The organism is Pseudomonas alcaligenes (assembly GCF_014490745.1).
Lineage (GTDB): Bacteria > Pseudomonadota > Gammaproteobacteria > Pseudomonadales > Pseudomonadaceae > Aquipseudomonas > Aquipseudomonas alcaligenes_C.
Genome location: NZ_LZEU01000001.1, coordinates 565,429 through 590,642, shown reverse-complemented (window position 1 = coordinate 590,642; position 25,214 = coordinate 565,429). Strand labels below are relative to the sequence as shown.

The 25,214-nt window shown below is 66.9% G+C and carries 19 protein-coding genes; 2 read left to right on the top strand and 17 right to left on the bottom strand.

Annotation, left to right across the window (positions count from 1 at the left end; all coding sequences use genetic code 11):
- Positions 1–190: 190 nt before the first annotated feature.
- The 3 genes from A9179_RS02640 to msbA are packed head-to-tail and all read right to left on the bottom strand — an operon-like array spanning position 191 to position 4,318.
- On the bottom strand, positions 191–1,591 hold the full coding sequence (locus A9179_RS02640) for a PIG-L deacetylase family protein (RefSeq protein WP_187804313.1): 1,401 nt from the start codon (positions 1,589–1,591) through the stop codon (positions 191–193).
- A gap of 4 nt (positions 1,592–1,595) precedes the next feature.
- Positions 1,596–2,492 (bottom strand): GNAT family N-acetyltransferase, encoded by an 897-nt coding sequence (locus tag A9179_RS02635; RefSeq protein WP_187804312.1) that lies wholly within the window; start codon positions 2,490–2,492, stop codon positions 1,596–1,598.
- Positions 2,492–4,318, bottom strand: a complete 1,827-nt coding sequence (msbA, locus tag A9179_RS02630; protein ID WP_187804311.1) for a lipid A export permease/ATP-binding protein MsbA — start codon at positions 4,316–4,318, stop codon at positions 2,492–2,494. Before msbA ends, A9179_RS02635 begins: the two co-directional genes overlap by 1 nt.
- A 71-nt stretch (positions 4,319–4,389) precedes the next feature.
- Between msbA and A9179_RS02625 the strand changes: the two genes are divergently transcribed.
- Positions 4,390–4,956, top strand: coding sequence for a lipopolysaccharide kinase InaA family protein (locus A9179_RS02625; protein ID WP_316851811.1), 567 nt, complete (start codon positions 4,390–4,392; stop codon positions 4,954–4,956).
- Positions 4,957–4,960: 4 nt separating this feature from the next.
- Here the strand turns inward: A9179_RS02625 and A9179_RS02620 are convergent, their stop codons facing one another.
- From A9179_RS02620 to glnE, 14 genes are all read right to left on the bottom strand, one after another.
- Positions 4,961–6,124, bottom strand: coding sequence for an O-antigen ligase family protein (locus A9179_RS02620; protein ID WP_187804309.1), 1,164 nt, complete (start codon positions 6,122–6,124; stop codon positions 4,961–4,963).
- A gap of 4 nt (positions 6,125–6,128) precedes the next feature.
- Positions 6,129–7,244 (bottom strand): capsular polysaccharide export protein, LipB/KpsS family, encoded by a 1,116-nt coding sequence (locus A9179_RS02615; protein WP_262410511.1) that lies wholly within the window; start codon positions 7,242–7,244, stop codon positions 6,129–6,131.
- Positions 7,245–7,304: 60 nt separating this feature from the next.
- On the bottom strand, positions 7,305–8,570 hold the full coding sequence (locus tag A9179_RS02610) for a capsule biosynthesis protein (RefSeq protein ID WP_187804308.1): 1,266 nt from the start codon (positions 8,568–8,570) through the stop codon (positions 7,305–7,307).
- A gap of 8 nt (positions 8,571–8,578) precedes the next feature.
- Entirely contained in the window at positions 8,579–9,709 is a 1,131-nt protein-coding gene (locus A9179_RS02605) for a glycosyltransferase (protein ID WP_187804307.1), read from the bottom strand.
- Positions 9,696–11,450, bottom strand: coding sequence for a carbamoyltransferase family protein (locus A9179_RS02600; RefSeq protein ID WP_187804306.1), 1,755 nt, complete (start codon positions 11,448–11,450; stop codon positions 9,696–9,698). Before A9179_RS02600 ends, A9179_RS02605 begins: the two co-directional genes overlap by 14 nt.
- Positions 11,451–11,467: 17 nt before the next feature.
- Positions 11,468–12,928 (bottom strand): lipopolysaccharide kinase InaA family protein, encoded by a 1,461-nt coding sequence (locus tag A9179_RS02595; RefSeq protein WP_187804305.1) that lies wholly within the window; start codon positions 12,926–12,928, stop codon positions 11,468–11,470.
- Complete coding sequence (locus tag A9179_RS02590) at positions 12,925–13,671, bottom strand: lipopolysaccharide kinase InaA family protein (protein WP_187804304.1); 747 nt, start codon at positions 13,669–13,671, stop codon at positions 12,925–12,927. The genes A9179_RS02595 and A9179_RS02590 overlap by 4 nt, the downstream gene beginning before the upstream one ends.
- Entirely contained in the window at positions 13,668–14,402 is a 735-nt protein-coding gene (locus A9179_RS02585) for a lipopolysaccharide kinase InaA family protein (protein WP_187804303.1), read from the bottom strand. Before A9179_RS02585 ends, A9179_RS02590 begins: the two co-directional genes overlap by 4 nt.
- Positions 14,402–15,208 carry a lipopolysaccharide core heptose(I) kinase RfaP gene (gene rfaP / locus A9179_RS02580; RefSeq protein ID WP_187804302.1) on the bottom strand — a complete coding sequence of 269 codons (807 nt, stop codon included), beginning with the start codon at positions 15,206–15,208 and terminating at the stop codon, positions 14,402–14,404. Before rfaP ends, A9179_RS02585 begins: the two co-directional genes overlap by 1 nt.
- On the bottom strand, positions 15,205–16,326 hold the full coding sequence (locus A9179_RS02575; protein ID WP_187804301.1) for a glycosyltransferase family 4 protein: 1,122 nt from the start codon (positions 16,324–16,326) through the stop codon (positions 15,205–15,207). Before A9179_RS02575 ends, rfaP begins: the two co-directional genes overlap by 4 nt.
- The gene (waaC, locus tag A9179_RS02570; RefSeq protein ID WP_187804300.1) at positions 16,326–17,330 is read right to left on the bottom strand and encodes a lipopolysaccharide heptosyltransferase I; all 1,005 of its coding nucleotides are present in this window, start codon (positions 17,328–17,330) and stop codon (positions 16,326–16,328) included. Before waaC ends, A9179_RS02575 begins: the two co-directional genes overlap by 1 nt.
- Complete coding sequence (gene waaF, locus A9179_RS02565; protein WP_187804299.1) at positions 17,330–18,364, bottom strand: lipopolysaccharide heptosyltransferase II; 1,035 nt, start codon at positions 18,362–18,364, stop codon at positions 17,330–17,332. Before waaF ends, waaC begins: the two co-directional genes overlap by 1 nt.
- Before the next feature lie 58 nt (positions 18,365–18,422).
- Positions 18,423–19,346, bottom strand: coding sequence for a branched-chain amino acid transaminase (locus A9179_RS02560; RefSeq protein WP_187808477.1), 924 nt, complete (start codon positions 19,344–19,346; stop codon positions 18,423–18,425).
- A gap of 63 nt (positions 19,347–19,409) precedes the next feature.
- Positions 19,410–22,316 carry a bifunctional [glutamate--ammonia ligase]-adenylyl-L-tyrosine phosphorylase/[glutamate--ammonia-ligase] adenylyltransferase gene (gene glnE, locus A9179_RS02555; protein WP_187804298.1) on the bottom strand — a complete coding sequence of 969 codons (2,907 nt, stop codon included), beginning with the start codon at positions 22,314–22,316 and terminating at the stop codon, positions 19,410–19,412.
- Between the two features lie 242 nt (positions 22,317–22,558).
- Between glnE and aceE the strand changes: the two genes are divergently transcribed.
- A complete protein-coding gene (gene aceE, locus A9179_RS02550; RefSeq protein WP_187804297.1) occupies positions 22,559–25,204 on the top strand; it encodes a pyruvate dehydrogenase (acetyl-transferring), homodimeric type in 2,646 nt (881 codons plus the stop codon).
- The last annotated feature ends 10 nt before the right edge of the window (positions 25,205–25,214 follow it).

Genomic DNA, 25,214 nt, shown 5'->3' with positions numbered 1-25,214 from the left:
GGATCATAACATGTAGGGCAACGCTGGCCGGGTTCTGAACCTGTTTACGATCTTCTGGATTAGAGCCAGACAAGGCGAAAGAGGCCGAAAAAGCGCAGTTTACGCAGTGTAAATGAGCATTTTGAGGCGCCGTGCCCCGGGCCACTTTCAACGCCGTATGGCCGACAGCCAGGAGATCGTAAGCAGGTTCTCACTCGCCTAATGGGCGCACCCAGAACAGCTCGTGACGGCGTACCGCCTTGCGGAAGAACTCGTCCTCGCCGGTGGCCGGCCAGCGGCGCCCGGCCAGCAGGCGCTGGATCAGGCGGCGCAGGCGCTTCTTGGGTGGCAGCGGGCCCTGCAGGTCGTGCTGCATGGCCAGGGCCATGGCCTTGTCCAGCTGCACTGCGGCGGGCAGCAGCGGACTCCACAGGCCATCGGCCGGCAGCGCGGTCATGGCCGGCGGCAGGGCGATGCCATGGCCGGCCGGGCCCATCGGCCAGCGGTCGTTGTCGTGCAGGTGGTTGGCATAGAGCAGCAGGGTCTGCGGCTGCCAGGCGCTGATCTGGATTGCCGCCAGCAGGGCGCGGGTGGCGGCGACATGGTCACTGTGCGGATCCAGCTCGGGATGCGGGGTGACCAGCACCTCGGGGCGGAAATGCTCGAGCAGCGCAGCCAGGTCGGCCACCAGATTGTTCCAGCTCGGCACGCCATCGGCATCGCCCGGCAGCGTCAGCGGGTTATGGCGGCGCACGCTGCGCACGTCGGCCTCGGCGGACTCGCGCGAGCCAAAGGCCTGTGCGGGCTGCTCGGCCATCGCGGGTAGTTGCAGGCAGTAGTAGCCGAGCTGTACGCAGCGGCTCTGCGGCACCCCCCCCCACAACGGCACGGCCAGGCTGTCCCAGGCGCGCAGGCGGCCCTTCAGGCGCGCCGCCTCGGGCAGCGCCAGGCCCAGGCGCTGGTAATCCTCGGCCTCGATCTCGCCCTGGGTCAGGGTGACGATGCTGGCCTCGGCGGCGCGGCTGTATAGGCCGAAGGCGGCCAGTTCGGCGTCGTCGGCGTGCGGGGCGATGACCATCACGCGACGCTCGGTGTAATCGGGGTTGCTCAGGGCGAACAGGCGGCCCTCGCCGCCCAGCCGGCAGAACTGCCCGCGCAGGCGCAGGGTGCCGCTGCGCAGGGCATCGGCCTGTCCGGACAGGTTGAAGTAGCGCAGGCCGTCGACGCGGCGCTCCATGTCCTGGCGGTCGTCACCCAGCCAGATGCGCGGATCGAGAAAGCGGCCGAGCCAGGTGGCCCGCACTTCCAGCTCCAGAATCAGGGTTTGCGCCGCGCCCGGCTCGCCGTCCAGATGCAGCTGGCCGTCGCTGATGCGCGCCAGCAGGCAGGGCGTGCCGGTCGGGAACTCGTAGTGGTAGTCGTCGTCCGGCGCGTAGAACAGGTGGTCGGCGAACCAGGCCTCGTGGCCGATCCAGCCCAGCACCAACAGCAGCGGCACCCACCACCAGGCGACGAACACGCCGAGCAGCACCAGCACCAGCAGGGTCACCAGCAGGGCGATGCGTTTGTGCCGGCGATGGCGTTTGAGCAGTTGCTGTTTGCGTGCACTCATGGCGTTACACCTGGTAGACGGCGACGCGGTTGCACCAGCGATCCTTGTACTCGCGATCGGCGCGACCGAAGGAATAGCGTAGCGGCTTGCCGATGGCACGGGCCTCGGCCCAGGCATTTTGCGTGTTGACGAAGCTGAGCACGCTGCCGGGGCTGAACTCGCGGTTCTGCGGATCGACCCCGCCGTTGATGTACTCCAGGCTGACCCAGGCCGGTGCCTCGACCCGGTAGAGCACCTGGATGGCCACCGGCGCGTCCTGCAGGTACACCACCGAGCCGGTCATGAACTCGCGCAGCAAGGTGAACACGTCGGCCAGGCGCGCCTTGCCGGTGGCCTCGAAGCCCCAGCGACGCTGGAACAGGTCGGCATAGATACGCGCCTGCTCGCTGGCATCCAGTTCCAGCATCGGCCGGATCAAGCCGCCCGCCTCTTCCAGCAGGCGCTGTTCGCGGCGCTGGTTGTAACGGAACTTCTTGCTGTATTCCTCGGGCTCGCGCGCCAGCGCCAGGCCCTCCGGCTGTTCGCGCAGGGTGCAGAGCTGCTCGGCATTCAGCAGTGACACGTAGCGTGCGCGGTGGCGCAACGGCACCTGCGCACCGGCGGCGACGGGCAGGATGATCTCGGCATTGCCCAGGTCGAACAGGCCGCGCTGGCCCTGCTGCTTGAGCACATCCTTGGCCAGCGCCAGGTGCCGGCCCCAGGTGGGGATGGCCGCCAGCAGCTCGCCGTCGACCTGCCAGCCGAGGTAGCGCACCGGAATGCCGGCCAGCCCGGCCAGGCGCTCGACCACCTGCGGATGGGTGGCCACGCTGCCGCCGAAACGCTGCCAGGCCTCGGCGTAGGCAGTTGCATCGATGGGGCTCCAGCCGCGCTCGCGCCAGGCGCGCAGGTGACTCAGCATCAGGCGTCCTGCTCCTGCGCGACGTCGGCGCCGCCCTCTTCGAACTGCTTGGCGTGCAGACGCGCGTAGTAGCCGTTCTGCGCCAGCAGCTCGGCATGGCTGCCACGCTCGACGATCTGCCCCTGATCCATCACCAGGATCAGGTCGGCCTTCTCGATGGTACTCAGGCGGTGGGCGATGACCAGGGTGGTACGGCCCTTCATCACTTCGTCCAGGGCACCCTGGATATGCCGCTCGGATTCGGTGTCCAGCGCCGAGGTGGCCTCGTCGAGAATCAGCAGCGGTGCGTTCTTCAGCAGCGCGCGGGCAATCGCCAGGCGCTGGCGCTGGCCGCCGGAGAGCAGCACGCCGTTCTCGCCGACCAAGGTGTCGTAGCCCTGCGGCATCTTCTCGATGAACTCGGCGGCATAGGCCGCCTCGGCCGCCTGGCGTACTTCGGCCAGCGGCGCACCGGCCAGGTCGCCGTAAGCGATGTTGTTGCTCACGCTGTCGTTGAACAAGGTGACGTGCTGGGTGACCAGGGCGATGTGCTGGCGCAGGTTGCGCAGGCGGTACTGCTCGACATCCAGGTCGTCGAGAAGGATCTGTCCCTGCTCATGGTGGTAGAAGCGCGGGATCAGGCTGGCCAGGGTCGACTTGCCGCTGCCGGAGCGGCCGACCAGCGCCACCATCTGCCCCGGCTCGGCGATGAAGGAGATGTCATTCAGCACCGGTTTCTCGGCGCCCGGGTACTGGAAGGTCAGCCCGCGCACTTCGAGGCGACCGCTGACACGGCTGCGCTCCTCGCTGCCGGTATCGATCTCGGGCTCGCTGTCGAGCTGCTCGAAGATGCTGTCGGCGCCAGCCAGGCCCTTCTGGATATTCGAGCTGACTTCGGACAGCTGACGGATCGGCTTGGGCAGCAGGCCGGCCATGGTGATATAGGCCACCAGGTCGCCCGCCGAAGCGTCGCCGCGCATGAACAGCACGAGGAACATCAGCACGGCCATGGCGCAGTAGATCACCAGCTGCAGGGTGGGGGTGTAGATCGCCCCGGTCTTGACCATGCTCAGCTGCTTGCGGCGGTTGTCGTCGGTCACCGCCAGGAAACGCCCGCGCTCGTACTCTTCGCCGCCGAAGCTGCGCACCACGCGAAAGCCCTGGATGGTTTCCGAGGCGACATGGGTGACATCGCCCATGGCCGCCTGGATCTTCTTGCTCTGCTTGCGGAATTTCTTGCTGGCGCTACCGACCATCACGGCGATCAGCGGCAGGATGGCGACCATCACCAGGGTCAGCTTCCAGTTCATCCACAGCAGCGAGGCGAACAGGAAGATCACCGTCATGCCTTCGCGCACCACCACCTTGATCGCGTCGGTGGCCGCACCGGTGACCATGGTCACGTTGTAGGTGATACGCGAGATCAGGTGCCCGGAGTTGTTGTTGTCGAAGTAGCGGTTGGGCAGGGTCAGCAGGTTGTTGAACAGCTCGACGCGCAGGTCGTGCACCAGGCCCAGGGATACCCGCGCCAGGTAGTAGTTGCCGAGGAAGGAGCCAATGCCCTGCCAGATGGCGATCAGCACGATCAGCAGCGGTACCACCTGCACCAGGTTGAGGTCGGTGAGCAGCGCGATATTGCCCAGGTGGGGCACGCCAGCGAAGAAGCTGGCATCCGGATGCTCCAGGCCATCGACGAAATACTTCAGCATGTAGCCGAACAGCGGCTGGGTCGAGGCGAAGATCAGGAAGCCCACGATGCTGATGCTGAACATTCCCCAGTAGGGAACCACGTATTTCAGCAACCGCAGGTAAACCCTCAGGCTGGATTGCTGGGTAGAATTGGCCATTCGGCGAGCCTCGTACGACTGGCTAGAGAGAAAAGATGCGGATTGTAACAGCGAACGAATTACAAGATTGGTTGAGCCAGGGCGAACTGCTGGAAAAAGACAGCCACGGCCCCAAGGTGGTTCGCCTGCCCGACGGCAAACTGCTGAAGATCTTCCGCAGCCGGCGCAACCCGCTGCTGGTGCGCCTGAGCCCGGATGCGCGGCGCTTTGCCGAACGCGCCGAACGCCTGCAGCGTCTCGGCATCCAGACCCCACAGCTGGACGAGCTGTTCTGGATCGACCGCAAGAAAGCCGTTAGCGCCTGCCTCTACCAGCCCCTGGAGGGCCTGCCGCTGGACAAGCTGTTCCGCGACGCGCGGGACGAGTTCGATCGCCTGCTGCCGCAGCTGGGCGCCTATATCCACCTGCTGCACCAGCGCGGCATCTACTTCCGCTCGCTGCACCTGGGCAACATCCTGCGCACCCCGGACGGCGGCTTTGGCCTGATCGACTTCCTCGATATCCGCTTCAAACGCCGCCCGCTGGGCCGCCACCTGGTGCAGCGCAACTTCGCCCACCTCAAGGGCTACCTGAAGCGGCGCAAGGTGGCGAACTTCCCCTGGGACGAGCTGATGGCCGCCTACGAGGCGGCCCGCTAACGCCTCAACGCCGCTCGGCGGCCTCGGCCTGGCGCACCGCCAGCACCATGCCCAGGGCAATCGTCAGCCAGGTGATCAGCCAGTCGGCATTCGGCTTGAGCCACAGACCGATGCCGTCGCTCAGCAAAGCGATACTGGCAAAGCCCCACAGGGCCAGCAGCGCGCGCCCCAACGCGACATCGCGATTGAGCCAGGCACGGCGCAGGGTCGCGCCCCAGAGCAGCAGGAACAGCAACAGGCCGGGCAGCCCCAGGCGCACACCGGTGTCGATGAACAGGTTGTGCGGGTGCTTGAACGACTTCTGCAGGGCCGGCACGGCAATCTCGTAGGCCTCGAAGCCCAGGCCCAGCAGCCAGTGCTCGCGAATCAGCTGCAGGCCCCCGAGCCACAGGGTCGGCCGGTACGACAGGCCGCGCTGCAGCAGGAACTGCGGCTCCAGCAGCGCCCCGCCCAGCACCCCGAGCAGCACCAGGCCGAGCAGCAGCCCGCCGCGTCGCGACGGCCGCGCGAGTAGCATCAGGAACAACGAGGCGAACAGCGCCAGCCACACTCCGCGGGTCTGGTTGAGGCCGATGAACAGGCTCTCGGCCAGCACCGCCAGTACCAGCAGGAACAGGAGCCAGCGCCGCACCACGCCCGCGCCGAGAAACAAGCCCAGAATGGCCAGGGCACCCACCGCATGGGCCCCCATGATCGCCGTGTCCCACAGGCCGGTGGCGATCAGGCGCTGGCCCGGTGCCGGTGCTTCCCCGGTATAGAAAACCAGGATGGACAGCAGCGCCCCCAGACCGCCAGCCATGACGCAGAGCCGCAGCGAGGACTCCAGCGACCAGCGGGCATCGCGCGCCGCCAGCAGTATGCCGAGCAGGCTCAGGGCCACGTAAAACGGCAGCTTGGCCTTGCTCTGCGGGTCATGTCCGCCCTGCACGGCGATCACCAGCAGCGTCCACGCCGCCAGGGCGACAAACAGCAGCATCTCCGGCTGCAGCAGGCGCCGGCGGAAGTCGCGCAGAAACAGCGCCAGCAAGGCCGGCGCCCAGAGGAACACATGGATCAGCTGGTGGTAGTGCTTGTTGCTCGGCATCAGCCAGGGGGCACAGAGCAGAATCAGCAGGCCGAACACCGCCCAGCGCGCCAGCAGGCTCTCACGCAGTACAGGAAACTTCATCAGCTCAGGCCTCGCGCCGCAGCATGCGCGCCGCTACCCGCTGCAACTGGGTCGGCTCGGCATTCTGCCAGCCGCCCTGGATGCAGTAGTCGGCCGCCATGTAGCGCAGGAAGTTGTCACGGATCAGCGGCTCCAGCGGCCACTGCGGGAAGGCCCGGGCAAGCTCCAGCAATTCCTCGGCATTGTCGGCATGCATGACCAGGCCGGGAATGTTGAAGAACGCCTGGCCCAGGGTCAGCAGCGGCTTGCCCAGCAGCAGGCTTTCCAGGCCGACGGTGGAATTGAGGGTGATGACGAACTGGCTGGCCTGGATCAGCTCCTGGGTTGCATTGCCATTGGCAAACAGCAGGCGCTCGTGGCTGCGGGCATGCAGCTCGGGATAGGACTCGCGGCTGGATGGATGTTCCTTGAACACCACGGTCAGGCCGGTTTCCGCCGCCAGGCGCTCGCCCAGGGCGAACAGCTGGCGCATGTCGCCAACCCAAGGCGAGAACAGACGCACCTGGGTATCGCGATCATCCTGGAACGGGATGAAGACGAAGCGCTCGGGCAGCACGATCGGCGCCACGCCGGTGTTGCGCGGTTTGCGTGGCACCAGGGTGAGCTGGGCTTCGGTAGCACCCGCGGGCGCCTGGTAGCTGCGATAGAACTCGGCCTGGCGCGGCACCGAGTTGCGGTAGTTGACCCCGCGCGGATCCAGCGTGGTGGTATTGGGCAGCAGGCCGTTCTCGAAGAAGAAGGTGCGGCAACCCGCCGGCAGCAGAGCGACCAGCAGCTGGCAATAGCGGTGGCAGCCGTTCCACATGGCCACGGCCGCCGGCTGCTCGCGCTCGAGCATGGCGTGCAGGCGCAGCGCCATCCAGGCCAGTTCGAGCCGCAGCAGCAGGCGATACAGAGTGCCCTCGGACTTGCGTTTGACCCGCCGTTCCTGACACTTCTCCTCGATCAGCGCCGCCCAGTCGATGCGCTTGGCAATGCGCGACAGCTGCCAGGGCCGTGGCCAGGGCAGGCGGCTCGGTACCACCACCTTGCCGTCGAGTTCGGTCTCGTCGAGCAGGCGCTGGAAGTAGAGGCTCTGGTGCTTGGCCAGCGAGAAGAACAGGAAGTTAGTCATGGTCATGGCTGCAATTCGGGAGAGAGACAGGCGGCCAGGCCGCCCCTACAAAAAAGGAAGTGCCCATCATGGCGCCGCCGGCAGCTGGCTCTGCTGCAGCTCGGCCGGCAACGGCGTGGCCTGCAGCAGGGCAACCAGCGCCTGCTGGCTCATCTGCAGGCCGGCGGAACCATGGGCCAGATGATAATGGGCAAAGGCCCTGGCTCGCTCGACCTGGGCCGGATAATCGGCTTCCAGCTGCGCCACATGGGCCTGCAGGGCGGCGGGACTGGTCAGCGGCGCACCGAAGAAGGCCTCCTGGGCGAAGATGTCGCGGTCATCGCTCAGGTTGCAGTAGATCACCGGGCGCGCGGCCAGGCCGGCCTCGATCACTGCATTGGACATGATGTTGACCACCAGCGACGCCCGCCCCAGGGCCTCGGCCAGACCACAGTCCGCTGGCAGCACCTGCAGGTTGTCGAGCACGCCGGCGGCCTCCTGCCAGAACGGCGCCTGGCTGCGCGGGTGGGCCTTGACCAGCACCTGGTAGTCGGGGTTCTGCGCCGCCCAGTCGCGCAGCAGCGCATAGGTACGCTGGTAGCCCGGCTCCTTCTCCTTGTCCGGGCCGACACCGAGGATCAGCAGCACGCGCCGCGCCGCCTCCGCGGGCGGCAGATCGAAGGCCGTGTCGATCATGTGCGAGCCGGTCAACAGCGCCGTCGAGCTGCCGAAACGCAGCGCGCGCGCCTGCAGGGCCTCCAGCGAGCTCTGGCCGAACAGCAGGTAATAGTCGTAGTCGTTCATGCCCAGCCGGCGCGAGCCCTCCACCGTAGTGGCGTGAGCCAGATGCGCCAGCAGGCTGCCGCGGGCATTCAGCGCCAGGCGCAGGAACGGGGCGTACAGGCTGCCATTGCGATCATTGAGCAGCACGCGCGGCTGATGCTGTGCCACCAGCCATTCGGCATAGGCTGCGATGCCGAAGTAGCGGATCGGCAGCCCATGGGGCGGGCGCTTGAGCAGGCGCTGGCGCAGGATCGTCCCGGGCTCCTGCAGCGCCGTCTCCACCAGATTGTGGCCACGACCGCGCAGGCCCTCGATCAGCAGCTTCTTGCGCTGGAACTTGATGACCTTGGGTGCCGACTGCAGCAGCAGGAAATCGCAGGGCTCGGCCGCGATGGACTCAGCCAGGCGAGCCTTGGCGCGCACACCGAACCACCAGTCAGCGAGCGCCTCGCGGGCAAAGCGCAAGGCGCTGCCCAGCAGGCCATGGCGCTCGCGCAGCAGCTGCCAGCGGTAGCGATCCAGGGCGCGGGCCTTGGCAGCCCAGGGGTTGGCGACGGCATCCTGCAGCATGGCGACCCTCAGCGCAGCACGGCGCGCATGGGCAGCGACCAGAACTGCGCACGCACCGCCTGGTCGGAAAAGACCTGCTGCAGGCGCTCCTGCATGCGCTGGCGCAGCACCTGCAGATCGCCGATCTGTGCCTGGCGTTTCAAGGCCTCGGCCAGTTCGCTCACCGCACCGAGCGGGAACAGCTCACCGACGCCCTGCACCACCTCGCGCCCGCCGCCGCAGTCGGTGCCGAGCACCGGCACCCCGGCGGCCATGGCCTCCAGCAGCACCATGCCGAAGGGCTCGTGGTCGGAGCTGAGGGCGAACAGGTCGAAGGCCTTGAAGTAACGGCGGCCGCCAGCCACCTGGCCGAGGAAACGTACTGACTCGCTCACCCCCAGCTCGGCGGCCAGCGCCTTCAGCGAAGCTTCCAGCTTGCCGCTGCCCATGATCGCCAGCAGGCTGTCGGCCGGCAGCTGCGGCAGGGCCTGGGCGAAGCCGCGGATCAGGGTGGCCTGATCCTTGTCCGGATGCAGGCGCCCGACGTTGCCCACTACCCAGGCTTGCTGCGGCAAACCGAGATGCACGCGGGCCGCCTCGCGGGAGACCTGCTCGGCCTGCACGGCGGCGATATCGATGCGGTTGTACAGGGTTTCGATGCGCTCGCCCGGCCAGCTCGGCAAGCAGGCACGCATGTCGTCGCGCACCGCATCGGAAACCCCGAGCAACGCCAGGCGCTTGCTGAAGAAGTTGGCGAACAGCCGGCGCGACAGGCGCCGATAGTCACCGAAGGCATGGTGCACGCCGATCACCGGCAGGTCGCTGCCGAGCAGGGCGATGTACACCGGCTTGAAGCGATGGGCAATGCACAGCTGGAAGTCGCGCGAAGCGGCGATACGGCGCAAGTCGGCGATGGCCTTGAGCTTGAGCCCGCGCACGTCGCGACTGGAATAGTCGAGGAAGATCACCTGATCGGAAGCCGAGCCCTGCTCCACCTCCGCACTCGGTGCACCGGTCAGGTAGACGGTGCAAACCTTGTAGGGCGTACCGGCAAACAGCGCGGCGTACTGCCGCGCGCAATCGAGGAAGGGGCCGTCATAGCCGTGGCAGAACTGCAGAACCCACGACTGCCCAGCCCCCGAGACCTCAGATGTTGTCATACCAGTCCTTGCCGTCCTTGACTACGAGGATGTCTTCCATGATCAGGTACTGCAGGTCGGAGCCGTAGAACATGTTCAGCGCGTCGGTCGGCGAGCAGATCATCGGCTCGCCGCGGCGGTTGAGCGAGGTGTTCAGCGACACGCCGTTGCCGGTGAGTTTTTCCAGCTCCAGCATCAGGTCGTACCAGCGCGGGTTGAAGCGGCGCTCCAGCACCTGGGCGCGCGAGGTGCCGTCTTCGTGCACCACTTCGCCGACGCGAGTCTTCCACTCCTCGTTGACCTCGAAGGTAAAGGTCATGAACGGGCTCGGATGGTCGACCTTGAGCATCTGCGGCGCCACGGTGTCGAGCATCGACGGGCAGAAGGGTCTCCAGCGCTCGCGGAACTTGATCTGCTCGTTGATCCGATCGGCCACGCCCGGCACGCTCGGGCAGCCGATGATCGAGCGGCCGCCGAGGGCGCGCGGGCCGAACTCCATGCGGCCCTGGAACCAGGCCACAGGGTTGGCGTCGACCATGATCTTGGCGATGCGCTGCGCGGTGTTGTCGATGCGTTTGAACACCGGCTTGCTCGGGTGGCGGGCGCAGGCGGCGATCACGTCTTCGTTGGAGTACGAAGGGCCGAGGTAGACGTGCTCCATCTTCTCCACCGGCACGCCGCGCTGGTGCGAGACGTAGGCGGCGGCGCCGACCGAGGTGCCGGCGTCGCCGGAAGCGGGCTGCACGAACAGCTCCTTCACGTCGTCGCGGGCGATGATCTTCTGGTTCAGCTTGACGTTCAACGCACAACCGCCGGCGAAGGCAATCTTGCCGGTTTCCTTGAGGATGTCGCCGAGGTAGTACTCCATCATCTCCAGCGCCAGCTTCTCGAACAGCGCCTGCATGCTGGCGGCGTAGTGGATGTACGGGTCGTCGGCGATGTCGCCCTGGCGCTTCGGCCCCAGCCACTCGATCAGCTTGGGCGAGAAGTAGTAGCCCTTGCCGTTTTCCTTGTAGCGACGGAAACCGATGACGTTGGCATAGTCGGTGTTGATGATCAGCTCACCGTTCTCGAACTTGGCCAGGCGCGAGAAATCGTACTTGGCCGCGTCGCCGTAGGGCGCCATGCCCATGACCTTGAACTCGCCGTCGAGCATCTCGAAGCCGAGGAACTCGGTGATCGCGCCGTACAGGCCGCCGAGCGAATCCGGATCGTAGAATTCCTTGATCTTGTGGATCTTGCCGTTCTCGCCGTAGCCGAAGAAGGTGGTGGCGTACTCACCCTTGCCATCGATGCCGAGGATCGCGGTCTTTTCCTTGAAGCCCGAGCAGTGGTAGGCGCTGGAGGCGTGGGCCAGGTGGTGCTCGACCGGCTCGATCTTGACCTTCTTCAGGTCGAAGCCCAGCTGCTCCAGGCACCACTGAATCTTCTTGTGGTAGCGCTTGTAGCGGCGGTTGCCCATCAGGATCGCGTCGAGCGAGCGATCCGGGGCGTACCAGTAGCGCTTGGCATAGTGCCAGCGGGCCTTGCCGAACAGGCTGATCGGGGCGAACGGAATGGCCACCACGTCGACGTCGGACGGCTTGATCCCGGCCTGTTCCAGGCAGAACTTGGCCGACTCGTAGGGCATGCGGTTCTTCGCATGCTTGTCGCGCACGAAGCGCTCTTCTTCCACCGCTGCAATCAGCTTGCCGTCGATGTACAGGGCGGCGGACGGGTCATGGCTGAGGGCGCCGGACAGGCCGAGAATGGTCAGTGCCACTGGTTTTGCCTCTTTTTCTAGTCTGCTGAGCCGACGGCGGGCGTCAGCGGTAAACGTTGGTCGAGCAGCTGGTACAACGCCGAGTCGGCGGGCCAGTTGCGCAGGAAGCGGGCGCGGTCGCGGGCATAGGCCCTGGCGAAGCTGCGCGCGCTGCGATGCTGCTGCATGGCGTCGAGGTCGATCAGCGACCAGCACGCCAGGCGCTCGTCCCAGAACAGGTTGTGCCCCTTGAAATCGCCGTGGCTGATGCGTTCGCGCAGCAGGGCGGCGAACAGGCGATCCAGTGCCAGCAGGTCGCTTTCCGGGGGCGATCCGTCATGGAACGCCTGGAAACGGGCGATTATATCCTGCCCGCCGCAGTATTCGGTAATCAGGTAGGCGCGCCCGCGCAGCCAGCACCAGCGCCGCTCCAGCACGGCCAGCGGCTGCGGGGTGGCGATGCCCAGCAGCTGCAGGCGATTGCCCTCGACCCAGCTGTGCCAGGCCCGGCTCGGGCGCCAGAAGCGCTTCAGCCAGTGCAGCAGGTTCTTCACGTTGTAGCGCTTGACCACCAGCGCCCGCCCGCCCAGCTCGACCCGCGCCACGGTCGCCGCACCGCCGGTCTTGTAGACGTGGCCGGCCTCGGTGAGCAGGTCGAGGTTGTTCAGCAGCGGCTGCAACCCGGCCTCCTCGCTGCGACGCACCACGCGCAGGCCGAAGGCATTGATCCGCGCGGCGAACAGGCTGCAGTCGCGGGCAATCTTCTTCAGGTAGTCGCGCAGGCGCCAGCGGCGCACCTTGGCCACTTCCCTGAGCAGCGCCTCCAGCGGCAGGGCGTGCTCGCCGTTGGCCAGCAGGTAGTGCACCAGCAGCTCTTCGGTGAAGGGCGCAAGCTCCGCCGGCAGCTGGGCAAAGAACACCCCGAGGTTTTCCAGCACCTTGCCCCGCGACAGTGGCTGGCCGGGGGTTTCCGCCTGCACGCCACCACCGTCGATAACGAACAGCTGGCCGGCCTGCCGCAGCAGGTTGTCCAGGTGCAGGTCGGCCTGCCATAGGCCCCTGGCGTGCATCTGCGCGATGGCCGCCAGGGCTTCGCCGAGCACCGCCTGTTGCGCGTCGCTGAGCAGCGCCTCGCACTCCACCGCGCGCCAGGCATCCCACAAGCTGTCGGCGCCGTCGAGGTAATCGAACAGCAGCCAGCCGCCCTCGCCCTCCACCAGCCCTTCGGCCAGCAGCAGCGGCGTAGTCAGGCCCTGCTCGGCAAGCAGGTGGGCACCCTCGCGCTCACGGCGAAAGTGCCGCGCGGCGCGCTCGCCGACCAGCAACTTGGCCAGCACCGTACGCCCGCGCCACTGCGCCACGCCGACATAGCGCTGCCCCGGCAGCACCCGCAGCAGGCGCTCGACCTGCAGCGTCGCCGGGCCGGCGGCATCGGCCAGCTCGACCTGCAGCGGCAGGCTCGGCGTACGTCCGCTGGCGGCCAGGGCGGCGAGCTTCACCGCCGCGCTTCCTTGTTGCGCCGGCGGGCGCCGAGGCGCTGCCACCAGCTATCGAGGTCGCCGCGGCCATCCAGGTAGGCGGACAGCAGGCGGCGCACGTCGTCCTCGCTCCACTGGCTGGCGCGGCGCAGCAGCGGCTCCAGATCCTTGATCCGGTCGCGCGCGCCGAACAGCAGCGGGCGGGTCTTCTCCAGGTCGATCAGCTGCGCCTCGACGCCGCTCCCCGTCTCGCGCAGGAAGATGTGCTTGGGATAGAAACAGCCGTGCATCTGTCCGGACTGGTGCAGGCGCCGGGCCAGCAGGCCGCAGGCATCCAGCAGCGCGCGTCGCTGCCCCTCGGACAGCTCGCTCCAGCCCTGCAGCCAGTGGTCGAGATCGCGCCAGCCGTCCAGCGCGCGGGTCAGCAGGATCGCCCGGCGCTCGCCGGGCAGCCGCCGCTCGGCGAAGAAGGCCGCCTGCAGGGCCGGAATCTCCAGGCTGCGATAGCGCTGGATATTGCGGAACTCGCGGGCGAAGGTCGGCTCGCCGCAGGGATGGGCCAGGCTGCGGGTCAGGTGGTTGCTCTGGCGCTTGAGGTAGTAGGCGGCATCGCCGAGATCCAGGCGATAGACGCTGCTCCAGCCACCGCGCTCGGTGTTCGGCTCGTCCACCGCTTCCAGCTGCAGCGCCCACAGCGCGTCGTAGCTGGCCAGCCCGTGGCGTTCGAGGATGGCGCGGTCGGCGCTGGCGATAAAGTCGTTCATTCCCGTCCCTCGAAGAACTTCAGCACCTGACGGATGCGGCGCTTGTCGCCGCCGCTCAGGCGAGTACGGCCGCGGTACTGCAGGTAGAAGCGCAGGCGCTGACTGCGTGTCAGCTGGTACTTGGCCACTTTGTCCAGGCAGGCCAAGTCCTTGACCATGCGGTAGTGCAGCCAGGGGCCCCACCAGAAGGTACCGGTCGGGCAGTCGATGAAGAACAGCTCGGCGCGGTCGTTGACCAGCAGGTTGCGCCACTTCAGGTCGTTGTGAGTGAAGGCGTGCCGGTGCATGAGCCGCGTGGCTTCGGCCAGCTGGCGGCTGATTCGCGCCACCCAGCCAGAGTCGCGCAGGCGCGCGTCCTGTTCCTTGGCCAGCAGGGCCAGATCCTGGGTACGCTCCAGTTCGCGAGTGATCAGCGCGCCGCGCACGAAAGCGCCGGCCTTGCGTTCCAGGCCGTAGGCGACGATCGGCGCGGTAGGAATGCCCCACTTGGTGAAATGCTTGAGGTTCTGCCATTCGGCCTTGACCCGTGGCCGGCCGAGGTAGCGGCGCAGGCCCTTGCCCGCGCCCCAGTAGCGTTTGACGTAGTAGCGCACACCGTCGCGCTCGATCAGGATCACTTCCGACAGCGGATCCTTGGTCAGGCGCTGGCCCTGCAGGTCGAATACCCGCTGCAGATCACCGAAGTCGTCTGCCAGCTGGGCATAGGCCGGATCGAGGTGCCAACCGGCCATCAGAGTGCATCTCCGTAACGTTGCTTGCGCGCGTAGAGCTTGTCCGCCTTGCGCTCCAGCCAGGCCAGCAGGCGCGCTTCATCGCGCAGGATGGCGCGCAGCGGCTGGCGGAAGTAGCCCTTGAGAAAGCGCAGGATGTCGCGGCGGGTCAGGCCGATATCCAGCGCCGAGAAATACAGCGCGGCCAGATCCTTGTTGCGCCAGCGCAGCGGCGTGGCACTGCGCACCTGGGCGCGGTGCAGGTCGATCAGCGACAGGCGCAGGTTGTCTGCCGTCACCGGCTGGTCGGTGTGCAGCAGGAAGTGGCAGATGTAGCAGTCGCGGTGGTTGACCCCGGCGCGGTGCATGGTGCCGGTCATCTGCGCCACTTCGGCGATCAGCGCGCGCTTGAGGCGCGGCTCGGGCGGCTGCTGCAGCCAGTTCAGGCTGAGCTGCTCGAGGTCGGTGGTCGGCGCCAGTTCCTCGGTGACGATGAACGAATGCTGCGCCGCCGGGTTGCTACCGCGCTCGCCATAGGCCACGGCGGTCATGGTCGGCACGCCGGCCGCAGTCAGGCGCTGGATCGCCTGCCACTCCTGGGCCGCGCCGAGTACCGGCAGCTTGGCGGTGAGCAGGTTCTTGACGATCTCGCCCCAGCCGATGCCGCGGTGGATCTTGACGAAGTAGCCGCGCCCGGCGACTTCGGTACGCAGCGTGCGCCGCCCCTCCAGCTCGCGGTAGACCTGGCCCTGCAGCGCCTCAACGGCGGCGAAGGCATCCTGCCCGGCCCACAGACTCTGGAACGGCTCGGCGAGAATCAGCTTCATGCGCGCTCCGCCAGAATCACATCGGCCGCGCGCTGCGGCATGGAGTACAGGTCGGCCGTATCGGCGAAGGCCAGGCCGTTAGCGCCCCACTTCGCGCGCGCCGCGTCGTCGCTGAGCATCTCGGTCAGCATACGATTGAGGTCGTCCTGCGCGAACGGCTCGGGCAGTACACGCCCGGCATCGGCCTCGGCGATGTAGTGGGCGTAGCCGCACACGGCACTGACCAGCACCGACAGGCCGGCCACCAAAGCCTCGAGCAACACGGTGCCGGTGTTCTCGTTGTAGGCCGGGTGGATCAACAGGTCGGCGCCGAGCAAAAAGCGCGGAATGTCGCTGCGCCCTTTGAGAATCTGCACCTGCTCGGACACGCCCAGAGCCTTGGCCTGCAGCTGGAACGAGCGCGGATCGTCCTGGCCGATGGCGATCAGCTGGGTGCGTTTCTTCAATTCGCGCGGCAGGGCGGCCAGCGCCTTGAGGCTGCGATCCAGGCCCTTGGTCTTGAAGCCGGAGCCGATCTGCACCAGCAGCAGGTCGCTGTCGGCCAGCTGGAACTCGCGGCGGAACTCGGCGCGGATCTCGGCGGCATTGGCCGGCGCGCGGCGATCCTGGGCGATGCCCGGCGGCAGCAGATGGAAGCGCTCGGCCGGCGTGGCGTAGTGCTTGATAAACAGCGGCTGCTGCACTTCGGAGATCATCAGGATCTCGGTGTGCGACTCGGGAGCGAACACCGCCCGCTCGTAGTCGGCGAAATGCTTGTAGCGCCCCCAGCGCTTGTAGATCGGCGCGCGCAGGGTCTGCGCCTTGTCTTCGTAGCAGCCGTCGGCAGCGTAGTAGACGTCGAGGCCGGGCATCTTGTTGAAGCCGACCAGCCGCTCCACCGGGTCGCGGGCGAGATCGGCGGCCAGCCAGGCGCTGAACTTCTCGTTGCGGTGGTGGTTGAACAGCGCCTTGATCGGCGCCACCCGCACGTCGAAACCGGCAGGCACATCGCCCTCCCAGATCGGCGTGTAGACGCGGATGGCATGGCCGCGCGCCTGGCATTCCAGGGCGATGCGCATGAAGTCGCGCTGCAGGCCGCCAAACGGGAAGTACTTGTACAGGACGAAGGCCAGCTGCATCACACCGCCTCCTGCTGCGCCAGCAGCATGGCGTTCAGCGCATCGCCCACCTGCCGTGCATCGAGGCCATCGAAACAGGGTTTATTACGGTCGCCCTTGCCGGCCTGCGGGCCGCTGGCGCACAGGTGCACCTGGCCACGGCCATAGGCGCCGACCTTGCCCGGCAGGGTCGGGCCGTACAGGGATAGGGTCGGCACGTCGAGCGCCGCGGCCAGATGGCCGAGGCCGGTGTCCACGGCCACGCAGGCGGTGGCACCGGCGATCACCTTGGCCACCCCGGCCAGGTTCAGCTTGGGCAGCACGGCGGCGTTGTCGAGACCGGCGACTATGCGCTCGGCACGGGCCTTCTCCGCCTCGTTGCCCCAGGGCAGACGGATCGCCCAGCCCTGCCCGGCCATGCGCTCGGCCAGGGCACGCCAGTCGGCTTCCGGCCAATGCTTGCTGGCCCAGGTGGTGCCGTGCAGGAACAGCAAATAGGGCTGCGCGGCGGCATCGGCCATGGCTGCGCGATCCAGGCCGTAATCACCGAAGCCGTCTGCCAGGCTGTAGCCCAGGGCCTGGGCGAACAGCTGGCGGGTGCGCTCCAGCGCATGCTGGTTCTTCGGCACCGAGTACAGACGATCGTAGAAGCGGCAGGCGATCGGCTCGCGCGCCGAGTCGCGATCCAGGCCGGCCACCAGGGCCTGGCAGTAACGGGTCAGCCAGGCGCTTTTCAGCAGGCCCTGGGCGTCGATCACCAGGTCGTAGTCGGTCTCGCCCAGGCGCTGCTTGAAGCGTTTCCACTCGCCGCTCTTCCAGGTCTGCAGCAGGTGCTTGCGCCAGCGACGAATCGCCACCGGAATCACCTGAGCCACGGCCGGGTGCCAGGCCGGAATCTCGGCGAAGCCCTCCTCCACCACCCAGTCGAACTGGATGCCAGGGATGGCCCGCGCCGCATCGGTAAGGGCCGGCAGGGTGTGGATCACGTCGCCCAGCGAAGAAGTCTTGATCAGCAGAACCCGCACTATTCGACCTCGATCGGATCGGCGACCAGGCGATCCAGCGCCTCGATCACCGGGCGCGGCTTGAGCTCGCGCAGGCAGTTGTAGTGGCCGAAGCGACAGGTGCGCTCGAAGCAGGGGCTGCAGTCCAGGCCCAGGCGGACGATCTCCACCTGGTCGGCCAGCGGCGGGGTGAACTGCGGCGACGTCGAGCCGTAGACGCCCACCAGCGGGCGGTTCAGCGCGGCGGCCACGTGCATCAGGCCGGAGTCGTTGGAGACCACGGCGCCGGCGGCGGACATCAGGTCGATGGCCTCGGCCAGGCTGGTCTGCCCGGCCAGGTTGACCACTTCCTCGCGCAGGCCGGGAATCAGGCGATTGCGAATCTCCTCGCCACCCGCATGGTCGTTCTTCGAGCCGAACAGCCACACCTGCCAGCCGGCGCGGATCTTCAGCTCGGCGACCTTGGCATAGTGCTCGGCCGGCCAGCGCTTGGCCTCGCCGAACTCGGCGCCTGGGCACAGCGCCAGCACCGGGCGATCCAGGCTGAGATTGAACTTGGCCAGGGCGGCGGCGCGGCTGGCTTCGTCGATCTGCAGGCGCGGCTGCGGGTAGGGCTTGGGCAACTCCGCGCCCTTGTCGTACGCCAGCGCCATAAAGCGCTCGATCATCAGCGGGTAGCGCTCTTTGTCCAGCGTGCGGATGTCATTGAGCAGGCCGTAGCGCATCTCGCCCTTCCAGCCGGTACGCAGCGGGATATCGGCGAAGAACGGCACCAGGGCGGATTTCAGCGAATTGGGCAGCAGGATGGCCTGATCGTACTGGCCGGCCAGCGACTTGCCGATGCGCCGGCGGCTGGCGACATCCAGCACGCCATGGCCGAGCGGGAAGCTCAGCGCCGCGCGCACCTCGGGCATGCGCTCGAGAATCGGCCGGCTCCACTCGGGCGCCAGCACGTCGATCTCGCAGTCCGGGTGACGCTGCTTGAGGCAGACGAACAGGGTCTGCGCCATCACCATGTCACCGACCCAGCTGGGCCCAACGATCAGTATCTTCATGCGTGTTCCAGAAATGCACAGGGAGGCGCAGCGCCTCCCTGTCATGACCTAATGGAGCTTATTTGACCAGGGTGCGCCACTCGGGGTGGGCATCGGTCTGGCCGGTGACTAGGTCGAAGTAGGCCTTCTGCAGCTTCTCGGTAACCGGGCCGCGGCTGCCGATGCCGATCTGACGGCCGTCCACTTCGCGGATCGGCGTGACTTCGGCGGCGGTGCCAGTGAAGAAGGCCTCGTCGGCGATGTACACCTCGTCGCGGGTGATGCGCTTCTCGACCACCTGAATGCCCAGCTCGGCGGCCAGGGTCAGGATGGTGTCGCGGGTGATGCCGTTCAGGCAGGAGGTCACTTCCGGGGTGTACACCACGCCGTTCTTGACCAGGAAGATGTTCTCGCCGGAACCCTCGGCCACGTAGCCTTCCGGATCCAGCAGCATGGCCTCGTCGGCACCGCCGGAGATGGCTTCCTGCAGGGCCAGCATCGAGTTGATGTAGTTGCCGTTGGCCTTGGCGCGGGTCATCGAGATGTTGACGTGGTGACGGGTGAAGGAGCTGGTGCGCACCTTGATGCCCTTCTGCAGCGCCTCTTCGCCCATGTAGGCGCCCCAGTGCCAGGCCCCGACGATCACCTGGGTCTTCAGGCCGGTGGCGCGCAGGCCCATGGCTTCCGATCCGTAGAACACCATCGGACGGATGTAGGCGGTTTCCAGGTTGTTCTCGCGCACGGCGGCGCGGGTGGCTTCGTTGATCTCGTCCTTGGTGAACGGGATCTTCATGCCCATGATGTGGGCCGAGTCGAACAGGCGGTCGGTGTGGGCCTGCAGGCGGAAGATGGCGGTGCCCTGTGGGGTGTTGTAGGCACGCACGCCCTCGAACACGCCCATGCCGTAGTGCAGGGTGTGGGTCAGCACATGGGTAGTGGCGCTGCGCCATTCCACCAGCTTGCCGTCATACCAGATCACGCCATCACGGTCGGCCATCGACATCGTTGCCTGCTCCTCACTGTTCGTCTCGGTCATCAATTCGTTGCGGCGACTGCCGCGCACTGCTCAGTTCAAGCCCAGCTCGCGCCACAGGCGCATCACGCTGCGGCGCTCGGCGGCAAACTGTTCGCCACCGACCTTGCCCGGCTGTTTCTGCAGCGCCTGCCGATGGGCAGCGGCGCGGTAGGCCTTGTAGGCCTCCTGCAGCAACTCGACGTCGGCGGCGGGCATCAGCCCGACATCGCGCAGACCGTCGAGGATGCGGATATTGTCGGTGTAGCGGTGCAGTTCGGGGTGCTGCCGCGACCACGCCAGGGCCGCGTATTGCACCATAAATTCAATATCGACGATACCTCCGGCGTCCTGCTTCAGATCGAAGGAAGTCGCCGGATCGAAGGCATTGGCCGCCGTGCCGGCAGCGGTGGCCGGGCTGCCAAGGTTGTCGCGCATCTTCGCGCGCATCTCGCTGACCTCGGCGCGCAGCTTGTCCAGATCACGCTCACGACCGAGCACGGCGGCGCGCACCTGCTCGAAGGCAGCACCGACCCGCGGGCAGCCGACCAGCACGCGGGCGCGCACCAGGGCCTGGTGTTCCCAGGTCCAGGCCTCGCTCTCCTGGTAACGCTCAAAGGCGCCGAGAGAGCTGACCAGCAGGCCGGCGGCACCGGACGGGCGCAGGCGCATATCCACCTCGTAGAGCTGCCCGGAAGTGGTCTGGGTGGTCAGCAGGTGGATGATGCGCTGGCCCAGGCGGGCGAAGAACTGGGTGCCGTCGATCGGCTTGGCGCCATCGGTCTCGGCCTGGGAGTCGCCGTCGTGGATAAACACCAGGTCGAGATCGGAACCATGGCCCAGCTCCAGGCCGCCGACCTTGCCGTAGCCGACGATGATGAAGTCCGGAGCGCACAGGCCGCCGTCGGCACGGCGCGGCGTGCCATGCTTGGCCACGGTCTGGCGCCAGGCCAGGGCCAGCACCTGGTCGAGAATCGCCTCGGCCAGCCAGGTCAGGTAATCGGAGACCTTCATCAGCGGCAGAGTGCCGGCGATCTCCGAAGCAGCCACGCGCAGGCCATGGGCCAGCTTGAAGTGACGCAGGGCCTCCATCTGCTGTTCCAGGTCGTCCTCGGGAATCCTGGTGAGTCGCTCGCGCAACTCGGCGGCCAGTTCCGGCGCCTGCGGCGGGCTGAACAAGCGGCCTTCGTTGAGCAGCTCGTCAAGCAGCAGCGGGAAGCGGCTGATCTGCTCGGCGATCCACGGGCTGGCCGCGCACAGGGTGAGCAGGCGCTTGAGCGCCAGCGGGTTCTCGGTGAGCAGCACCAGGTAGGCAGAGCGCCGCGCCACCGCTTCCACCAGCGGCAGCACGCGCTCCAGCACCAAGTCCGGGTTGGCCTGTTCCACGGTCTGCGTCAGCAGGCGCGGGATAAAGGCATCCAGGCGCTCGCGGCCGAGGCGCTGCATGGTGCGCACCTGCGAGCCACCGCGCAGGTCGATCAGCCGCTTGAGCGCGGCCGCCGGCTCGGCAAAGCCGGCCTCGGCCAGCTGGCGCCCGGCCATTTCCTCGTCCAGCGCCTCTTCCCACAGCGGCAGCCATTCGCTGCCGACGCACAGCTCGACCTCGGCGCCCTCTTCCTCGTCCGGGTCGGCGATCACCTGGCGGAAGTGCCATTCGATGCGCCCGCGCCAAGCCATCAGCTGCTCGTGGAACGCCTCCCAGTTGTCGAAGCCCATGATCAGCGCGACCCGCGCGCGATCCTGCTCGCTGTCCGGAAGCATCTGCGTCTGCCGGTCACCGATGGCCTGCAGGGCGTGCTCGACATAGCGCAGGAATTCGTAGCCCTCCTTCATCTCGGCGATGACCGGCGGCGGCAGGTAGCCCTGACCTTCGAGGGTGGCCAGCACCTTGAGCAGCGGCCGCTGCTGCAGGCTGAGGTCGCGACCGCCGTGGATCAGCTGGAAGGCCTGGGCGATGAACTCCACCTCGCGGATGCCGCCGGAGCCCAGCTTGATGTTGCCGGCCATGCCCTTGCGCCGCACTTCCTGCTGGATCAGCAGCTTCATCGCGCGCAGCGCCTCGATGGCGGAAAAGTCCAGGTAACGCCGGTAGACGAACGGCCGCAGCATCTCCAGCAGCTGCTTGCCGGCGGCCTGGTCGCCGCCGACCACGCGCGCCTTGATCATGGCGTAGCGTTCCCAGTCGCGGCCCTGATCCTGGTAGTACTGCTCCAGGGCATTGAAGCTGAGCACCAGGGCACCGGCCGAGCCATAGGGGCGCAGGCGCATGTCGACGCGGAACACGAAGCCTTCGGCAGTGATCGGGTCCAGCGCCTTGATCAGCCGCTGGCCGAGGCGGATGAAGAACTCCTGGTTGTCCAGCGAACGCTTGACCCCCTCGGTCTCGCCCCCTTCGGGGTAGCCGAAGATCAGGTCGATGTCGGACGACAGGTTCAGCTCGTGGGCACCGAGCTTGCCCATGCCGAGAATCACCATGTGCTGCGCCGTGCCGCTGCGGCGGCCGATGGGCGTGCCGAACTGCTCGCAGTGGCGCGGGTAGAGCCAGTGGTAGGCCAGGTCGATGCAGGCATCGGCCAGGTCGGAAAGATCGCGACAGGTTTCCGCCAGGTCGGCCTGGCGGCTGATGTCGCGCCAGATGATGCGCACCTGCTGGCGGTTGCGGAAGCGGCGCAGGCGCCGACCCAGCTCGTCCTCGTCCGGGCACTCGGCCAGCAGCGCCAGCAGGCTGTCGCGCAGCTCGCCGGCCGCGAAGCTGCGCTCCAGTTCGCCGCTGCCGGCCAGGCTCGGCAGCAGCTCGGCATCGCGCTGCGCCTGCTCGAAGACGAAGTCACTGGCGGCGCACACCCGGCGCAGGGTTTCGCGGCGGGCGGCCGGCCAGTCGGCGGGCAACGGCAGGGCATCGCTGCGGTCGGCAAGGGGAAGCAAAACGGTCGGCAGGGCGGCCAGTGGCGGCAGGCTCATGGTCTATCCTTGGGGGCGGAAAGGCGCCGCATGCCACTGGCAGGAGACGCGTTCCAGCGTTCAGGCAATGTAGTTTTACTACTAAAGATTGTGTCCCAGGCGCTGCGCCAGTCGTCTTTTTGTAGTAAAACTACAGACAGCCGGTCGAACCCCGGCCAATAACGACTTCATGCTGCCCGCCCAAAAAGCGTGCACGAGCCCAGGCTTTCGATTCTGGAAGCCTTTCCGCCCTGGAGCAAGCCATGCAAGACCTCGATCCCGTCGAAACCCAGGAGTGGCTGGACGCCCTGGAATCCGTTCTCGACCAGGAGGGCGAAAAGCGCGCCCACTATCTATTGACCCGCATGGGTGAACTGGCCACCCGCAGCGGCACCCAGCTGCCCTATGCGATCACCACGCCCTACCGCAACACCATTCCGGTCGGCCATGAGGCACGCATGCCCGGCGACCTGTTCATGGAGCGGCGCATCCGCTCGCTGGTGCGCTGGAACGCGCTGGCCATGGTGATGCGCACCAACCTGAAAGACCCGGATCTGGGCGGCCACATCTCCAGCTTCGCCTCCTCGGCAACCCTGTACGACATCGGCTTCAACTACTTCTTCCAGGCGCCGACCGAGGAACACGGCGGCGACCTGATCTTCTTCCAGGGCCACGCCTCCCCCGGCGTCTACGCCCGCGCCTTCATGGAAGGGCGCATCAGCGAAGAGCAGATGAACAACTTCCGCCAGGAAGTGGACGGCAACGGCCTGTCCTCCTACCCGCACCCCTGGCTGATGCCGGACTTCTGGCAGTTCCCCACCGTGTCGATGGGCCTCGGCCCGATCCAGGCGATCTACCAGGCGCGCTTCATGAAGTACCTGGAAAGCCGCGGCTTCATCCCCGCCGGCAAGCAGAAGGTCTGGTGCTTCATGGGTGACGGCGAATGCGACGAGCCGGAATCCCTCGGCGCGATCTCCCTGGCCGGCCGCGAAAAGCTGGACAACCTGATCTTCGTGATCAACTGCAACCTGCAACGCCTGGACGGCCCGGTGCGCGGCAACGGCAAGATCATCCAGGAACTCGAAGGCGTGTTCCGCGGCGCCGAGTGGAACGTCAACAAGGTGGTCTGGGGCCGCTTCTGGGATCCGCTGCTGGCCAAGGACGTCGACGGCATCCTGCAACGGCGCATGGACGAGGTGATCGACGGCGACTACCAGAACTACAAGGCCAAGGACGGCGCGTTCGTCCGCGAGCACTTCTTCAACAGCCCCGAGCTGAAGGAGATGGTCAAGGATCTGTCCGACCAGGAAATCTGGAACCTCAACCGCGGCGGCCACGACCCCTACAAGATGTATGCAGCCTACCACCAGGCGGTCAACCACCAGGGCCAGCCGACCGTGGTGCTGGCCAAGACCATCAAGGGCTACGGTACCGGCGCGGGCGAAGCGAAGAACACCGCGCACAACACCAAGAAGGTCGATGTCGACAGCCTGAAGAAATTCCGCGACCGCTTCGACATCCCGGTCAAGGACGACGAGCTGGAGAACCTGCCCTTCGTCAAACCCGAGCCGGGCAGCGCCGAAGCGCGCTACCTGCAGGAACGCCGCGACAAGCTCGGCGGCTTCGTGCCGCAGCGCCGCGCGCAGAGCTTCAGCATCCCCACCCCGCCGCTGGAAACCCTCAAGGCCATCCTCGACGGCACCGGTGACCGCGACATCTCCACCACCATGGCCTTCGTGCGCATCCTCTCGCAGCTGGTCAAGGACAAGGAGCTGGGCCAGCGCATCGTGCCCATCGTGCCGGACGAGGCGCGCACCTTCGGTATGGAAGGCATGTTCCGCCAGCTCGGCATCTACTCCTCGGTCGGCCAGCTGTACGAGCCGGTCGACAAGGATCAGGTGATGTTCTACCGCGAGGACAAGAAGGGCCAGATCCTCGAGGAAGGCATCAACGAGGCCGGCGCCATGTCCAGCTGGATCGCCGCCGGCACCTCGTACTCCACGCACAACCAGCCGATGCTGCCGTTCTACATCTTCTATTCGATGTTCGGCTTCCAGCGCATCGGCGACCTGGCCTGGGCCGCCGGCGACAGCCGTGCCCGCGGCTTCCTGATCGGCGGCACCGCCGGGCGCACCACACTGAACGGCGAAGGCCTGCAGCATGAGGACGGCCACAGCCACATCCTCGCCGCGACCATTCCCAACTGCCGCACCTTCGACCCGACCTACGCCTACGAGCTGGCGGTGATCATCCGCGACGGCATCCACAAGATGACCGAGCAGCAGCAGGACGTCTTCTACTACATCACCGTGATGAACGAAGCCTACGCCCAGCCCGCCATGCCGGCCGGGGTCGAGGAAGGCATCATCAAGGGCATGTACCTGCTCGAGGAAGACAAGAAGGAAGCCGCCCATCACGTGCAGCTGCTCGGTTCGGGCACCATCCTGCGCGAAGTGCGCGAGGCGGCGAAGATCCTGCGCGACGAGTTCAACATCGGCGCCGATGTGTGGAGCGTGCCGAGCTTCAACGAGCTGCGCCGCGACGGCCTGGCCGTGGAACGCCGCAACCGCCTGCATCCGGGGCAGAAGCCGCAGCAGAGCTACGTCGAGCAGTGCCTGTCCGGGCGCAAGGGCCCGGTAATCGCCAGCACCGACTACATGAAGCTGTACGCCGAGCAGATCCGCCAGTGGGTACCGAGCAAGGAATACAAGGTGCTGGGCACCGACGGCTTCGGCCGCAGCGACTCGCGGCAGAAACTGCGCCACTTCTTCGAGGTGGATCGCTACTGGGTGGCGCTGACCGCCCTGGAAGCCCTGGCCGAGCGCGGCGAGATCGACGCCAAGGTGGTGGCCGAGGCCATCGTCAAATTCGGGCTCAACCCCGACAAAGCCAACCCGCTGGATTGCTGAGGAGCTGAGC